The sequence below is a fragment of the Polynucleobacter finlandensis genome, assembly GCF_018881755.1.
Classification (GTDB): Bacteria; Pseudomonadota; Gammaproteobacteria; order Burkholderiales; family Burkholderiaceae; genus Polynucleobacter; species Polynucleobacter finlandensis.
On the sequence record NZ_JACVPS010000005.1, the window covers coordinates 1 to 13,446 of the forward strand.

Here is a 13,446-nt window from a genome sequence, read left to right on the forward strand (position 1 = left end):
GTAATCCCAATGCTGCACGTGCTTTAGCTGTTAAGCCGCGACCAACAATCAATGGAATACGCCCGCCAGCACGTACTTCATCCAAAATCACTGGTGATTTAAGGGAGAAGCTAGTGATCTCACTACCGTTCTTAAATACTTTTCCTTCGTATGGACGTAGTTCAATCTCATCGCCCATATTCATTTGGGAAACATCTAACTCGATTGGCAATGCACCAGAGTCTTCCATGGTGTTGAAGAAGATCGGTGCAATGTTAGTACCAAGGCAAACACCACCAAAGCGCTTATTTGGTACGAATGGAATATCTTGACCTGTCCACCATAGAACTGAGTTGGTTGCGGATTTGCGTGAAGAACCTGTACCAACCACATCGCCAACATAAGCAATTTGATTGCCTTTTTTCTGTAGCGTTGCGATTTGTTTCATTGGGCCGCGAACGCCTGTCTCATCCGGCTCAATGCCTGGACGTGGGTTCTTCAGCATGATCGTTGCATGCAAAGGAATGTCTGGACGACTCCAAGCATCAGGCGCTGGAGAGAGATCATCGGTATTGGTTTCCCCGGTGACCTTAAATACTGTGAGCTTCATGTTTTCTGGAACAGCAGGGCGGCTTGTAAACCACTCGGCATCAGCCCAGCTTTTCATAACCGCTTTTGCATTAGCGTTGCCTTTTTCAGCAAGCTCTTGCACATCATTAAAGTAATCAAACATCAAGAGTGTTTTCTTGAGTGCTTCTGCAGCCGCTGTGCCGCATTCAGAATCAACTAAGAGCTCTACTAGCGGTTTAATGTTGTAGCCGCCCAGCATGGTGCCTAGAAGTTCCGTAGCTTTCAATTTGGAGATCAGCGGGGATTTAACAGTGCCTTTTGCAAGCGCATCCAAAAACTCAGCTTTAACCTTCGCAGCATCATCCACGCCAGCTGGAACACGATTAGTAATCAGTTCTACAAGCTCAGCCTCTTTACCCTTTGGTGGGTTTTTTAGTAGTTCAACCAGCTGAGCTGTTTGATCCTTGGTTAAGGGGAGGGCTGGGATGCCAAGGGCTGCGCGTTCGGCAACTTGGGCGTTGTAGGCTTCTAACATCGTGTTTCCTATGAGGTAAGTGTTGTCAACAGAAAATGGCAAGCGGGAAAGTTGACCCCGATCAAGGCTATTGTAGTAGCTTGGGCATGCTCTGAGTATGGGTTTAACTACTGATTTTGGCCCAAAATGTGCCAAAAAAGGGCTTAAATCACTTGCTCTTCTTTGAGTGCCCAGACCAAGGCTACGACCCAGCCAATTAAGGACCAGCCTAAGAAGAGATTGAGAGCAAAAATCGCCCCTGTATTAGCCCGCTTCCTATTAAATGCTATGGCGAAGGGCAGGAAGTAAAAAAGCGAGAGAATGGTGATGAGAATGGCGAAAAAGAGGCGCATATTTGAAAATTTACCTTTCTCTTACCCATGTTTGAGTCCTGCCTAGTAAAGGAATGCCAATATAGGCACGAACCTCCAATTTGCTGCCTTGGTCCTTGAGCTTCATCTCGGTACGGTAGATCTCTCCGTCATCTGGATCCAAAATTCGGCCATCAACATAGGATTCCCCAGACTTTTTCAATCCAGTCAGGATTTCCATGCCCAATACCGGCTTACCTTTGCGAGAATCGGTGCATTTTTCACAAGTGGGTAGGGCGCTTGGATCTAGGAGTTTTTTAATGATGCCGCTATAAACCCCATCTTTAACGGTGATTTCAACCAAAGCTGCAGGCTGGTTTGTATCGTCATCAAAAGTCTTCCACACACCCGTAATCACGCTCGTATCTTGGGCGAATAAGGGCTGCAGCCCAAATAGGGCGATTAGCAGAAGGCCTGGAAAGATCTGAATTCGGAATTTCTTCATTTTTGAGCCATTTAAACATGGTGATGGGCAGATATTAACGCCTAGAAAATTTCTTAAGTTGGTATCGCTATCGTTATAATTACTTTTTCCAACAGAGCCTAAGCGATGACCAAATACGTTTTTGTCACTGGTGGTGTGGTTTCTTCCTTAGGGAAAGGAATCGCAGCTGCCTCGCTTGCCGCGATTCTCGAATCCCGCGGTCTGAAAGTCACCCTCCTAAAATTAGACCCTTATATCAACGTTGACCCCGGAACAATGAGTCCGCTTCAACATGGTGAGGTTTTCGTTACTGAAGATGGCGCTGAAACTGATCTTGATTTAGGCCATTACGAGCGTTTTGTTTCTGCCAAGATGCGCAAGAGCAATAACTTCACGACGGGTCAGATTTACGAATCAGTCATTAGCAAAGAGCGTCGTGGTGAATACCTTGGCAAAACAGTTCAAGTTATTCCGCATATCACCAATGAAATTCAGGCATTTGTAGAGCGGGGCGCTAAAGCCAGTCATGATGGCCATGCTGACATTGCCATCTGCGAAATCGGCGGAACTGTAGGCGATATCGAGTCGCTACCGTTCTTGGAGGCTGCAAGGCAAATGAGTCTGCGCTTACCGCTCCATAGCTGTGCCTTTGTTCATTTAACCTTAGTTCCATATATCAGCAGCGCTGGTGAATTAAAAACCAAGCCCACCCAACACTCCGTCCAGAAATTGCGCGAGATTGGCATCATGCCAACCGCTCTGCTATGTCGTGCAGATCGCCCCATTCCCGAGGATGAGCGCGCGAAGATTTCTTTATTCTCAAACGTACGTGAAGATGCTGTGATCTCTGTTTGGGATGTCGATACGATCTATAAGATTCCCGAAATGTTGCATGCCCAAGGTATGGATGACTTGATTTGCCGCGAACTGCAAATTGAAGCTAAACCAGCCGACTTATCTGTTTGGGCTAATCTGGTTTATCAGATGGCCAACCCGCAGCATGAAGTCACAATCGGCATGGTTGGTAAATATGTTGAGCTCACGGAATCTTACAAATCTTTAATTGAAGCATTGCGTCATGCTGGTATCCACACACAAACGCGTGTCAACATTACCTACATTGACTCAGAGCAAATTGAAAAAGACGGTATTGACTGCCTCAATAATCTGGATGCGATTTTAGTTCCAGGTGGATTTGGTAAAAGAGGTACTGAAGGCAAGATTGCGGCCATTCGCTTTGCCCGTGAGAACAAAATTCCTTATCTCGGAATTTGCTTAGGAATGCAGTTAGCGGTTATCGAGTTTGCAAGGCATGTTGCCAATATTTCGAAAGCTAACAGTACTGAGTTTGATCCTGAAACCGACAACCCAGTGGTAGCTTTGATCACTGAATGGCTTGACCGTGAAGGCCGCGTTGAGAAGCGCAGCAATGATTCTGATATGGGCGGAACCATGAGGCTTGGCTCACAACGCTGTCCGGTAAAAGAGGGTACTTTGGCGCGTCGTATTTATGGTGCCGAGGTGAATGAGCGTCACCGTCACCGCTATGAAGTCAATAATGCTTATGTTCCGCGTCTGGAGAAGTCTGGTTTGATTATTTCAGCAAGAACGCCTAATGAGTCCTTGCCAGAGATGATGGAGCTTCCTAGCACCATGCATCCATGGTTCTTTGGTGTGCAGTTCCATCCGGAATTCACATCCACCCCACGTGATGGGCATCCCTTATTCTCTGCCTTTATTACGGCCGCACTCACACATCAAGATGCTGACCTCAAAGAGTCTGCATAAGGGGGAGATATGAGTACATTTAAGCTTTGTGGATTTGAAGTTGGCTTACAGCATCGCTTCTTTCTAATTGCCGGCCCTTGTGTAATTGAGTCAGAGCAGTCTGCGATTGACATCGCTGGTGAGCTCAAGGAGATTACGAGCGCGCTTCAAATCCCCTTTATTTACAAGTCGTCATTCGACAAAGCCAATCGCTCCTCTGGTACTTCGTTCCGTGGCCTAGGAATGGAAAGAGGTTTAGAGATTCTTGCTAAAGTCAAACGTGAAATCGGCGTGCCAGTGCTGACCGATATCCATGACATCAGCGAGATTGAACCGGTCGCCAAGGTAGTTGATGTTCTTCAAACACCAGCTTTTCTCTGCAGACAAACGGATTTCATTCGCGCTTGCGCGCAAAGCGGTAAACCTGTGAACTTTAAAAAAGGTCAGTTCTTATCGCCGCGCGAGATGTTGAATGTGATTGAAAAAGCAAGGGTAGCGGCTGCAGAAAAAAATCTGCCCGATCAATTTATGGTGTGTGAACGTGGCGCATCATTTGGTTACAACAATTTAGTGTCGGATATGCGTAGCTTAGCCATCTTGCGTGAATCTCATGCGCCTGTTGTATTTGATGCGACCCATTCTGTACAGCTACCTGGTGGCCAAGGCAATTCAAGTGGTGGACAGCGAGAATTTGTCCCCGTCTTGGCTCGAGCTGCAGTTGCAGTGGGGATTAGCGGCCTCTTTATGGAAACCCATCCAGACCCGGCCAAAGCGCTTTCAGATGGCCCAAATGCAGTGCCATTAAATCGTATGCGTGAACTATTGGAATCTTTAGTAGCCATTGATTCCGTAGTTAAGAAAACTGGCTCATTCTTAGAAGACAGTTTTCAGTAATTTTTATTTTATTTTGGAATTAGGAGATTGAGATGAGCGCCATTGTTGACATCATCGGTAGAGAGATTTTAGATTCACGTGGCAATCCAACGGTGGAGTGCGATGTCTTGCTGGAATCTGGCGTTATGGGTCGTGCCGCCGTTCCTTCTGGCGCCTCTACAGGCTCACGTGAGGCGATTGAGCTACGCGATGGAGACAAAGCGCGCTATCTTGGCAAAGGCGTTCTCAAAGCTGTCCAGAACATTAATATTGAAATTGCAGAATCGATTCTGGGTCTAGATGCAAGCGAGCAAGCTTTCTTAGACCATACGCTCAATGAGCTCGATGGCACTCATAACAAAGCTCGCTTAGGTGCCAATGCAACCTTAGCTGTTTCTATGGCTGTAGCAAGAGCAGCAGCAGAAGAGGCTGGCCTGCCTTTGTATCGTTATTTCGGTGGCTCTGGCTCTATGCAATTGCCTGTGCCCATGATGAATATCGTGAACGGTGGTGCACATGCCAACAATAGCTTGGATATTCAAGAATTTATGATCATGCCGGTTGGTGCGCAAAGCTTCCGCGAAGCCTTGCGTTGTGGTGCTGAAATTTTTCATGAACTGAAGAAGATTCTTGGCGCCCAAGGCATGCCAACGACGGTTGGTGATGAAGGTGGTTTTGCGCCGAATTTCAAGAGCAATCATGAGTGCTTGCAAACGATTATGAAAGCCATTGAAGGTGCTGGCTACCAAGCTGGCGACGATGTCTTGTTGGCCCTGGATTGTGCCGCGAGTGAGTTCTATAAAGATGGCAAATACCACCTATCCGGTGAAGGTCTCCAACTGACATCGAGTGAGTTTTCTGATTATCTCGGCAACTTAGCAGATCAATTCCCGATCGTATCTATTGAAGATGGCATGCATGAGAGTGATTGGGATGGTTGGGCTGACATCACTAGGAAGCTTGGTAAAAAAATTCAGTTGGTTGGCGACGATCTTTTTGTTACCAATACACGCATTCTGAAAGAAGGTATTGAAAAGGGTGTTGCAAACTCGATTCTGATCAAGATTAATCAAATCGGTACATTAACTGAGACGTTTGCAGCTATCGAGATGGCGAAGCGCGCTAATTACACGGCAGTGATTTCACATCGCTCTGGTGAAACTGAAGACAGCACCATTGCTGATATTGCTGTTGGTACCAATGCTGGTCAAATCAAAACAGGTTCGCTGTCACGCTCAGACCGTATTGCTAAGTACAACCAGCTCTTGCGTATCGAAGAAGACTTGGGTGATGTTGCTAGCTACCCTGGCAAGTCTGTTTTCTATAACCTCAAACGCTAAACAAGCAATACTGCGTTTCAATAGACTATGCGGATTGTCATCTACTCAATGCTGTTATTGCTAATGGCAATCCAGTACCCCTTGTGGCTGGGGAAGGGTGGATGGCTTAAAGTATATGAGATGGAGCGACAACTGGAGCTTCAAGAAGCCAAAAACAGTGCGCTAAGCTTAAGAAACGCCAAACTATCAGGCGATGTTAAGGATTTAAAAGAGGGCACGCGGGCCATTGAAGAGCGGGCCAGAGTTGAGCACGGCATGATTAAAGACGGTGAGTTTTTCGTGCAAATTCTGCCTAACGATAGGCCACAACAACCTGCCACCATCAAACAGTAGACTTAATGACCGCTTGAGGGCGGCCTTGTTGCATCACTTAGCAGATCTGTTTTAAAAACTTGTCGGCAATCTACTGCATCAAATTGATACATCTTGCCGCAGAACTCACAGGCAGTTTCTACTTTGCCTTGCTCAGCAATGATGTCTTCTACCTCTTCCTCGCCCAACATTCTTAAAATATCGGCAACCTTAGTGCGAGAGCAACGGCAGGAAAATTGAATTTTGCGTGCTGGAAAGCTGCGAACACCACTGTTAACTGACTCCTCTAGAAAGAGGCGGCGCAGAATCACTTCGGGAGTAAGAGTGAGAAGCTCTTCATCTGTAATGGTCTCGCCCAGCGCCTGAATGCGGTTCCAGCCTTCGGCAGCCTCTTGTGGATCTAGGTGCGCATGCCCTCCAGAATCCGGGAGCCGTTGCAGCAATAAACCACCAACGTGTGTTTCATTCGAGCTTAACCAGATACGGGTATCAAGCTGCTCAGAATTCTGCATATATAAAGCAATGGCTTCAGCAGCGCTTGTGACAGGCTTGATGACCATGCCAGCATGTTCCTGAAGGGCGACTATGCCTTGATAGGGCGCTTGCCCTGGCTCGCGGTCTGCTGGATCCAGAGTAATGACCAGTCGGCCTGAATGACTGGCATCCAAGAGTTCGCCCAGCGTTGCGTCTGGCTCAATCTCAGAGGGATCAACGGATAGTTTCAGGGTAGCCCGCATCGATAGGTCGGATTTGCACTCAACTACCAGGAGTTGAATGGGGCCCTTACTCTGCGCCTGAATAATCAAAGTGCCGTCAAACTTGAGGCTAGCACTTAGGAGCGTGGCAGCACCAACAAAGTCGCCCAGGATTTTACGGATAGCAGGGGGGTCGTTACGACGCTCCAAAACAGCCTGCCAGGCACTCCCAATCGAGACAATCTCCCCTCGTACAGGGGCGCCATCACACATAAATACAAGTAGTTCGTTCATAGGATGAAAGTATCCACGTTTTTCATAAATTCAGCTGGTATTTGACTGACCTGAGATAATGCGTTTTATGCATATTCGTACACGTTTCGCCCCCAGTCCAACGGGCTTTATACATTTGGGCAATCTTCGCAGCGCTTTATATCCTTGGGCATTTGCTCGTCACAATAAAGGTGATTTCATTCTCAGGATTGAAGATACGGATTTAGAGCGCTCAACTCAAGAAGCGGTTGATGTGATTATTGAGGGAATGGCGTGGTTAGGTCTGGATTTAGATGAAGGGCCCATCTACCAGATGCAACGCATCGATCGTTATCGGGAAGTTGTAAAGCAATTACTCGATGCTGGTTTAGCTTACCCCTGCTATATGAGTGAAGATGAGCTCAATAAGTTACGCGACCAGCAAATGGTCAATAAAGAAAAGCCGCGCTACAACGGCTTATGGCGCCCTGAGCCTGGCAAAACTTTGCCGGCAATACCGGCGGGGGTTGAGCCAGTGATTCGCTTTAAAAATCCCATTGGGGGCTCTGTCATTTGGGCGGACGCCGTTAAGGGATCAATTGAAATCAGTAATGACGAACTAGATGATCTGGTGATCGCAAGACCTGACGGAACGCCTACATACAACTTCTGCGTAGTAGTAGATGACCTGGATATGAATATCACTCATGTGATTCGTGGTGACGACCATGTGAATAACACGCCACGTCAAATTAATATCATGAAAGCCCTGGGAGGTACACCTCCTGTGTATGCCCATTTACCAACGGTTCTAAATGATTCTGGCGAGAAAATGAGTAAGCGCAATGGGGCGATGAGCGTACGCGACTATCAAAAAGCAGGTTACTTGCCAGAAGCCATCCTCAATTATTTAGCTCGCCTTGGCTGGTCTCATGGTGATGCAGAGGTCTTTACCAAAGAACAGTTTGTAGATTGGTTTGATTTAGATAACTTAGGGCGTTCACCCGCGCAGCATAATCCTGAAAAATTATTGTGGTTGAACCATCAATATATTCAGAATGCTGATCCTGTTAAATTGGCTGAGGCCACAAAGCCATTCGCACATGCATTGGGTATTGATACTGAAAATGGCCCCGATTTTGTGCAAGTAGTTGCCTTGCTCAAAGATCGTGCCAATACCTTGATCGAAATTGCTGAAGGTGCAAAACTTTTCTATCTCCCGGCGCCATCACATAGTGCTCAACAGTTAGCTGACAATATTCCCGATGCCATTAAGCCTGCTCTGGTCGATCTGATCAAAGCAATCGAATTAGCCGAACCCAAAAAAGAGTCTTATGGTGCCGCTTTTAAACAGGTATTAGCCCAGCACCAACTAAAGATGCCGGCTTTAGCTATGCCTGTGCGCTATGCTTTATTTGCCACCTCACAGACGCCAGCGATTGATTCTGTCTTGGTGGTGCTGGGTAAAGATGAAGCTCTGAAACGCCTATCAAAGGTAGTCCTGTAGGCAATTTGCGCATTCGCAGCAAAATAGGATAAAATCTTGGATTGTTTTGAGTGTCTTGTAGTTTGATCGCGAGATTTAGGGGGTATAGCTCAGCTGGGAGAGCGCTTGCATGGCATGCAAGAGGTCAGCGGTTCGATCCCGCTTATCTCCACCAAGGTTTAAAATAAGCAGTGCAGTAGTAGTCCAGGTCCCCATCGTCTAGAGGCCTAGGACATCACCCTTTCACGGTGAGTACGGGGGTTCGAATCCCCCTGGGGACGCCAAAGATTTTGGCTAGTAGTTGTAGTAAGTGACATTTGTTGTACGCGTTGTAATTTGGAGCGGTAGTTCAGTTGGTTAGAATATCGGCCTGTCACGCCGAGGGTCGCGGGTTCGAGTCCCGTCCGCTCCGCCAAATTTAAAAAGCCTCCCATTGGGAGGCTTTTTCATTGTGGGCGAAAGAGCTTATACCTCTACGTCTCTTGCCTTCAACTTTTTTAGATTGCGGTCGCTGTAATAGGTATCTACAGAAAGATTTGCAGCATCGGCGCGATCTAGAAATCTCAATACCTCATTCAATACGATCTCACGCTCATTATCGATTGTGACGATGTGATAGCTATTACCGAGCCAGATCACTCTCCTTAGCTCGGAATTGGTATGCTGCAAAATTTTATTCGCAGACCATACCGAACAAGTATCGTCCTCTACAGATTGAATAATCAATAAGCGGTTGGTAACGCTATACAAATAGGCGTCGGCAAAAGCCATCAAACCTTTTGCCGCATGTAAATGCCTTGCAGTAATGGTGGCAGCACCAACATCAGATACTTCAGATGTTTTAAATTTTTCAGCAATACGACGCCGGAGCTCAGAATTTTTAACACCGTAGGGTTCTCGCTCGGCATATTTCCAATTACGAACTCCCAGTAGATAAAAGAAATCCAACAAAGGTCGATACCATGGAACTGACCACCCGTCGTACTTCAATACAGGAGACATCAGAATTAAGTTATTAATATCAGAGCGCTGTGAGGCAATGGCTAGAGCCAGAGTTGCCCCCATGCTAATCCCCCCGATATGGATAGAGTCATATTTTTCTAGCTGGGCATCAATCAATATATCCATCTGACTAAGCCAGGTTTCATATGCACCCGGAGGGCTGCCGTATAGATAACCCTCAATTTCTGGAACCAGAACTTCGTGCCCATTACTTTCCAGGAAGCGGGGTAGCTGCCCAAGTTCTAGCCCGCTACCATTTAAGCCTGGAATGAGGATGGTTAAGCTCTTTATTTGAGCTGTATTAACGTTCTCAGACATTGTTTTTAAAGATTTTCATATTGAATTAGGTTAGGATACACGCATCTATGAGACATAATCTAAATGCTAAAAGATGGTGCACCAATAAACGCTACGGCTACCTGATAGCTCTAGCAGGGGTCATGTTTGCTTTTGTCTTACGGTATGCGCTTCATCCCGTTCTTGAGGGCTCATTACCCTTGTTTTTCTTCCAAATTAATACTATCGTCATTGCCTTTTTCTTTGGTTTTGGGCCGGCGATCCTGACCGTATTATTAAGTGGACCGCTGCTGATCTTCTTTTTTATTGCCCCTTTTAATGAGTTCTCAGTCCTAGACCAGCGGGACATCACTACGCTTTTTGTCTATATTTCATACACTGTCGTTGCTAGTGTTTTAGTAGAGCTATTGCGTAGAGAGCAATATAACGCCGAGATGGCCGTCCTTGTAAGCGAGTCCCGCTTTAAACTTATGCTTGAGGGTGATCAGAAGATTCGCACTCTATTGAAAAAAGCTAACAAACAATTACGTTAAATTTTCTTTTGCACTTGATCTGGTTTGGGTGCAACTTTATAGAGTGGCTCAACAGCAGGCATTAATGCTGTTAATTGTTCGATACGCGTTTCACCTGAAGGGTGCGTAGATAAGAACTCTGGTGTTTTTTTACCATCAGTTGCTTTAATCATCTTTTTCCAAACGCTAATGGCAGCTTGAGGGTTGTATCCAGCTCTCGCAGCCAACTCTAAACCAATCGCATCAGCTTCAGATTCATTTTGGCGAGAGTTTGGAAGTACTAGTACATATTGTGCGACCTGATTGGCAGCGCTCACAGCTGAACCATATCCACCAGCCGCAGCCATTGCAATATTTGCTACAGCACTTTGCGCCATCGCTTGAGATACGCGCTCACGTCCATGCTCCCGTATAGCATGGGCAATTTCATGGCCCATGATGGCGGCAATTTCATCGTCACTTAAATTCAGTTGCTCAATAATCCCAGTGTAAAACGTAATCTTTCCTCCAGGTGCACAACTAGCATTGAGCGTTGGGGCATCGATCAGGGTAAGCTGCCAATTCCATTGGCGGGTATCGTCCCGAAACTCTCCTGTCTGAGTTATGAGCCGATTGGCAATACGTTTTAATCGATCGTAAGTTGGTCCGGATGTGACCAGAATATTTTTTTCTTTGGCCTTCTGTGCTTGATCGTTGTAGCTAATTGCTGAGAGACGATCTACCTCAGAAGAAGAAATCATCATAAATTGAGACCTGTTAACGCCAACAGCTCCCGGTCTTGTGGTGTTGGCACAAGCCGAGAGAAGGGCTATTACAGCGAGGCTAGCATACAGCTTAAAACTTAAATACTGTTCCTGCATTTACTTCTTAAGCAACAATTCTGATTATTTCTTTGGAGTGGTAATAGAAGCAGCCATGGCATCGGAATAAACTACTTTGACCTGCTCGCCTACGGCAACATCATTTAATAGGGCTGGGTTCTTAACAAACACCGTTGTTACTTTCCCACTTGGACCTTTAACAGCTACCAATTTTTTATCGCGGTCTACGGCAACGATGTCAGCAATGACCGTTGTTGTATTGGTAATCTTCTCTGCTGGCTTTTCACCTGCTTTAGAGCTCGTAACGGATTCAGTTTCAACCTTGCTGCGAATACCATTGCTTTTTGTCTTAATCAGTTCAATCGCCACTGCAAGTTCATAACTCACGTTAAGGTGATCGCCTTTTTTAATCTGGGCAAAATTAGTGATTTCCGGACCAGCCACAAACTTAGATTCGCCTTCCTTATTTTTAAAGGTAATAGTGCGAGTCTTTTTATCAACATTTGTTACATCGCCTTCGTACAACTGGTAACGGTTACTAGTGACAGCAGCATCGATCACCATCGGCTTGTCAGTTGATACAGTCTTGCCGCTTTGTGACATGGCATTCATAGAACTTGCTACTAAAGCAATGGCAAGCAGGGTGGCTTTACTTAATTTGATGATCATATCTTCCTTGTTTGGCGATTATTACTTTTCGATATTAGCCTAGAATTTCGTGCGCAATTGCCCCTTTTGCAGTTATTGAAGCAATCTATGCATATTCCTATAGCTTTTTGTTTTAATTCTTTCAATATTGAATTTTTACCATTATAATTTTAAGGGTTAACCCTTATTAATAACAGGCAATAGGAGAAAATAAGCAATGAATTGGATCAAAAACTTCGTAAAAGATATTAAAGACGCTCAATTAGAGGTCGATCAGCGATTTTCAAAGAATTACATTCTTTTAAGTAGCTAGTAAGACTCATTCTAGCCCTTACCGTTCCGCAAGCCCCATATCTAAGATGGGGCTTTTTATTGGCATTTACTTCTAGGTGTTTGCGCTAGATGTTGACCAAGATCAATATAAATTCAGAATCAACTTGATTAAATAAGCGTGGAAGAACTTTTCATCCAAAGTTTATAACTAATAAAAAAGCAAATTTTGCTATTGGAACATCGTATTTTTTCCTGAAAAGGGAGGGTAATCAATGAAAATATATCAAGCAATTAATAAAGTGCCAGGTGGGTTAATGGTGGTGCCACTGTTTCTAGGCATGCTCCTCAATACGTTTGCGCCAAATGCCATGAAGATTGGCGGTTTTACGCAAGCCTTAACCAATCAAGGTTATCCAACCTTTTTAGCCATGTACCTTTTTACCGTTGGTACAAAAATGACTTTAAATGCGGCACCTACGATGCTCAAAAGAGGTTTTGGGATTATGTTTGCAAAGGTAGGTATTGCTGTTGCGCTGGCACTTGCGGTTGCCCATTTTTTTGATGGTGATGTTTTTGGTTTAACTACTTTGGCTGTCTTGGCCGCCATGAATGACACCAACGGTGGTATGTTCCTTGCCTTAACCAGTACTTTTGGAAATAAAGAAGATGCAGGCACTTATGTTCCGCAAAGTATTGAGACTGGACCCTTCCTCACCATGCTCGTTTTGGTGGGCGCTGGCCTGGCTGTTATTCCTTGGATGACGATGTTCTCCGTTATTGCCCCAATCATAGCGGGTGCAATTTTGGGTAACTTGGATGAAGATTTAAGAGACTTCTTCGGTTCACATGAACCAATCATCATCCCTTTTATGGCATTTACTTTAGGTCAAGGCATTAACCTCACGGCTGTTACTACCGCTGGTTTGCCTGGCATCATGCTGGGAATTTCTGTATTGGTGATTACTGGCATTGTCTGTATTCTGGCTGATCGCTTGCTGGGCGGTTCTGGTGTTGCAGGCGCAGCAGCATCGAGCACCGCTGGTAACGCAACAGGCACACCGCAAGCGGTCGCGTTGGCTGACCCAACTTTTGCTGCCATTGCTCCAATCGCTACAGTTCAAGTTGCCGCTTCAGTGATCGTGACTGCTGTATTAACGCCTATCTTGACTGCCTTTATTTACCGCAGAAATAAGAATAAAACGGAAAATAGTTAAGTCTACAAGGTGCTTTATGGCTTGATAGATTCTAGCCATAGCATTCAATCGCGCAAGCCTTGTCGGCTTGCGCATTTTTTATTTATTAGGAGCTAA

Annotated in this window: 14 protein-coding genes and 3 tRNA genes; 10 read left to right on the plus strand and 7 right to left on the minus strand. The window is 45.6% G+C overall.

Annotated elements, in window-relative coordinates; genetic code table 11:
• The 3 genes from ICN49_RS04475 to ICN49_RS04485 all read right to left on the minus strand — a co-directional run.
• On the minus strand, window positions 1-1,084 hold a 1,084-nt coding region (locus tag ICN49_RS04475; protein ID WP_500797042.1), incomplete at its 3' end, for an aconitate B.
• Between the two features lie 143 nt (window positions 1,085-1,227).
• Window positions 1,228-1,416: a superinfection immunity protein gene (locus tag ICN49_RS04480; protein WP_216166213.1), complete on the minus strand. Its 189-nt coding sequence runs from the start codon at window positions 1,414-1,416 to the stop codon at window positions 1,228-1,230.
• 10 nt (window positions 1,417-1,426) lie between these two features.
• Window positions 1,427-1,879: a DUF2147 domain-containing protein gene (locus tag ICN49_RS04485; RefSeq protein ID WP_216166215.1), complete on the minus strand. Its 453-nt coding sequence runs from the start codon at window positions 1,877-1,879 to the stop codon at window positions 1,427-1,429.
• A gap of 105 nt (window positions 1,880-1,984) precedes the next feature.
• On the opposite strand from ICN49_RS04485, the gene pyrG reads away from it, so the two are divergent.
• Genes pyrG through ftsB form a run of 4 tightly spaced genes read left to right on the plus strand, consistent with a single transcriptional unit; the run spans window position 1,985 to window position 6,171 of the window.
• Complete coding sequence (gene pyrG, locus ICN49_RS04490; protein WP_216166217.1) at window positions 1,985-3,646, plus strand: CTP synthase; 1,662 nt, start codon at window positions 1,985-1,987, stop codon at window positions 3,644-3,646.
• Window positions 3,647-3,655: 9 nt separating this feature from the next.
• The gene (kdsA, locus tag ICN49_RS04495; RefSeq protein WP_216166219.1) at window positions 3,656-4,519 is read left to right on the plus strand and encodes a 3-deoxy-8-phosphooctulonate synthase; all 864 of its coding nucleotides are present in this window, start codon (window positions 3,656-3,658) and stop codon (window positions 4,517-4,519) included.
• 32 nt (window positions 4,520-4,551) lie between these two features.
• On the plus strand, window positions 4,552-5,838 hold the full coding sequence (eno, locus tag ICN49_RS04500; protein ID WP_216166221.1) for a phosphopyruvate hydratase: 1,287 nt from the start codon (window positions 4,552-4,554) through the stop codon (window positions 5,836-5,838).
• A gap of 27 nt (window positions 5,839-5,865) precedes the next feature.
• A complete protein-coding gene (gene ftsB, locus ICN49_RS04505) occupies window positions 5,866-6,171 on the plus strand; it encodes a cell division protein FtsB (RefSeq protein ID WP_216166223.1) in 306 nt (101 codons plus the stop codon).
• 2 nt (window positions 6,172-6,173) lie between these two features.
• Here ftsB and hslO read toward each other — a convergent pair whose 3' ends face one another.
• Window positions 6,174-7,139 (minus strand): Hsp33 family molecular chaperone HslO, encoded by a 966-nt coding sequence (hslO, locus tag ICN49_RS04510; protein ID WP_216166226.1) that lies wholly within the window; start codon window positions 7,137-7,139, stop codon window positions 6,174-6,176.
• 58 nt (window positions 7,140-7,197) lie between these two features.
• On the opposite strand from hslO, the gene gltX reads away from it, so the two are divergent.
• The 4 genes from gltX (at window position 7,198) to ICN49_RS04530 (ending at window position 8,998) form a co-directional block, all read left to right on the plus strand.
• On the plus strand, window positions 7,198-8,604 hold the full coding sequence (gene gltX, locus ICN49_RS04515) for a glutamate--tRNA ligase (RefSeq protein WP_216166228.1): 1,407 nt from the start codon (window positions 7,198-7,200) through the stop codon (window positions 8,602-8,604).
• Window positions 8,605-8,682: 78 nt separating this feature from the next.
• A tRNA-Ala gene (locus tag ICN49_RS04520) sits at window positions 8,683-8,758 on the plus strand.
• Window positions 8,759-8,791: 33 nt separating this feature from the next.
• A tRNA-Glu gene (locus ICN49_RS04525) sits at window positions 8,792-8,867 on the plus strand.
• A gap of 54 nt (window positions 8,868-8,921) precedes the next feature.
• Window positions 8,922-8,998, plus strand: a tRNA-Asp gene (locus ICN49_RS04530).
• 50 nt (window positions 8,999-9,048) lie between these two features.
• Here ICN49_RS04530 and ICN49_RS04535 read toward each other — a convergent pair.
• The gene (locus ICN49_RS04535) at window positions 9,049-9,903 is read right to left on the minus strand and encodes an alpha/beta hydrolase (protein WP_216166230.1); all 855 of its coding nucleotides are present in this window, start codon (window positions 9,901-9,903) and stop codon (window positions 9,049-9,051) included.
• A gap of 47 nt (window positions 9,904-9,950) precedes the next feature.
• Here ICN49_RS04535 and ICN49_RS04540 point away from each other — a divergent pair, with 47 nt between their 5' ends.
• Window positions 9,951-10,415, plus strand: a complete 465-nt coding sequence (locus ICN49_RS04540; RefSeq protein ID WP_216166231.1) for a DUF4118 domain-containing protein — start codon at window positions 9,951-9,953, stop codon at window positions 10,413-10,415.
• On the opposite strand, the gene ICN49_RS04545 is transcribed toward ICN49_RS04540, so the two are convergent.
• Entirely contained in the window at window positions 10,412-11,137 is a 726-nt protein-coding gene (locus ICN49_RS04545) for a M48 family metallopeptidase (protein ID WP_216166233.1), read from the minus strand. The two genes, ICN49_RS04540 and ICN49_RS04545, sit on opposite strands and share 4 nt — an antisense overlap.
• Before the next feature lie 141 nt (window positions 11,138-11,278).
• Window positions 11,279-11,884 (minus strand): hypothetical protein, encoded by a 606-nt coding sequence (locus ICN49_RS04550; protein WP_216166236.1) that lies wholly within the window; start codon window positions 11,882-11,884, stop codon window positions 11,279-11,281.
• A 524-nt stretch (window positions 11,885-12,408) separates the two neighbouring features.
• On the opposite strand from ICN49_RS04550, the gene ICN49_RS04555 reads away from it, so the two are divergent.
• The gene (locus ICN49_RS04555; protein ID WP_216166238.1) at window positions 12,409-13,350 is read left to right on the plus strand and encodes a 2-keto-3-deoxygluconate permease; all 942 of its coding nucleotides are present in this window, start codon (window positions 12,409-12,411) and stop codon (window positions 13,348-13,350) included.
• The last annotated feature ends 96 nt before the right edge of the window (window positions 13,351-13,446 follow it).

Bases quoted from the DNA above. Each gene is read 5' to 3' on its own strand.
- gltX (WP_216166228.1), top strand. From the start codon at position 7,198: ATGCGTTTTATGCATATTCGTACACGTTTCGCCCCCAGTCCAACGGGC.
- ICN49_RS04485 (WP_216166215.1), bottom strand. From the start codon at position 1,879: ATGAAGAAATTCCGAATTCAGATCTTTCCAGGCCTTCTGCTAATCGCC.
- ftsB (WP_216166223.1), top strand. From the start codon at position 5,866: ATGCGGATTGTCATCTACTCAATGCTGTTATTGCTAATGGCAATCCAG.
- eno (WP_216166221.1), top strand. From the start codon at position 4,552: ATGAGCGCCATTGTTGACATCATCGGTAGAGAGATTTTAGATTCACGT.
- pyrG (WP_216166217.1), top strand. From the start codon at position 1,985: ATGACCAAATACGTTTTTGTCACTGGTGGTGTGGTTTCTTCCTTAGGG.
- ICN49_RS04535 (WP_216166230.1), bottom strand. From the start codon at position 9,903: ATGTCTGAGAACGTTAATACAGCTCAAATAAAGAGCTTAACCATCCTC.
- ICN49_RS04545 (WP_216166233.1), bottom strand. From the start codon at position 11,137: ATGATGATTTCTTCTTCTGAGGTAGATCGTCTCTCAGCAATTAGCTAC.
- ICN49_RS04550 (WP_216166236.1), bottom strand. From the start codon at position 11,884: ATGATCATCAAATTAAGTAAAGCCACCCTGCTTGCCATTGCTTTAGTA.
- ICN49_RS04540 (WP_216166231.1), top strand. From the start codon at position 9,951: ATGAGACATAATCTAAATGCTAAAAGATGGTGCACCAATAAACGCTAC.
- ICN49_RS04480 (WP_216166213.1), bottom strand. From the start codon at position 1,416: ATGCGCCTCTTTTTCGCCATTCTCATCACCATTCTCTCGCTTTTTTAC.
- hslO (WP_216166226.1), bottom strand. From the start codon at position 7,139: ATGAACGAACTACTTGTATTTATGTGTGATGGCGCCCCTGTACGAGGG.
- ICN49_RS04555 (WP_216166238.1), top strand. From the start codon at position 12,409: ATGAAAATATATCAAGCAATTAATAAAGTGCCAGGTGGGTTAATGGTG.
- kdsA (WP_216166219.1), top strand. From the start codon at position 3,656: ATGAGTACATTTAAGCTTTGTGGATTTGAAGTTGGCTTACAGCATCGC.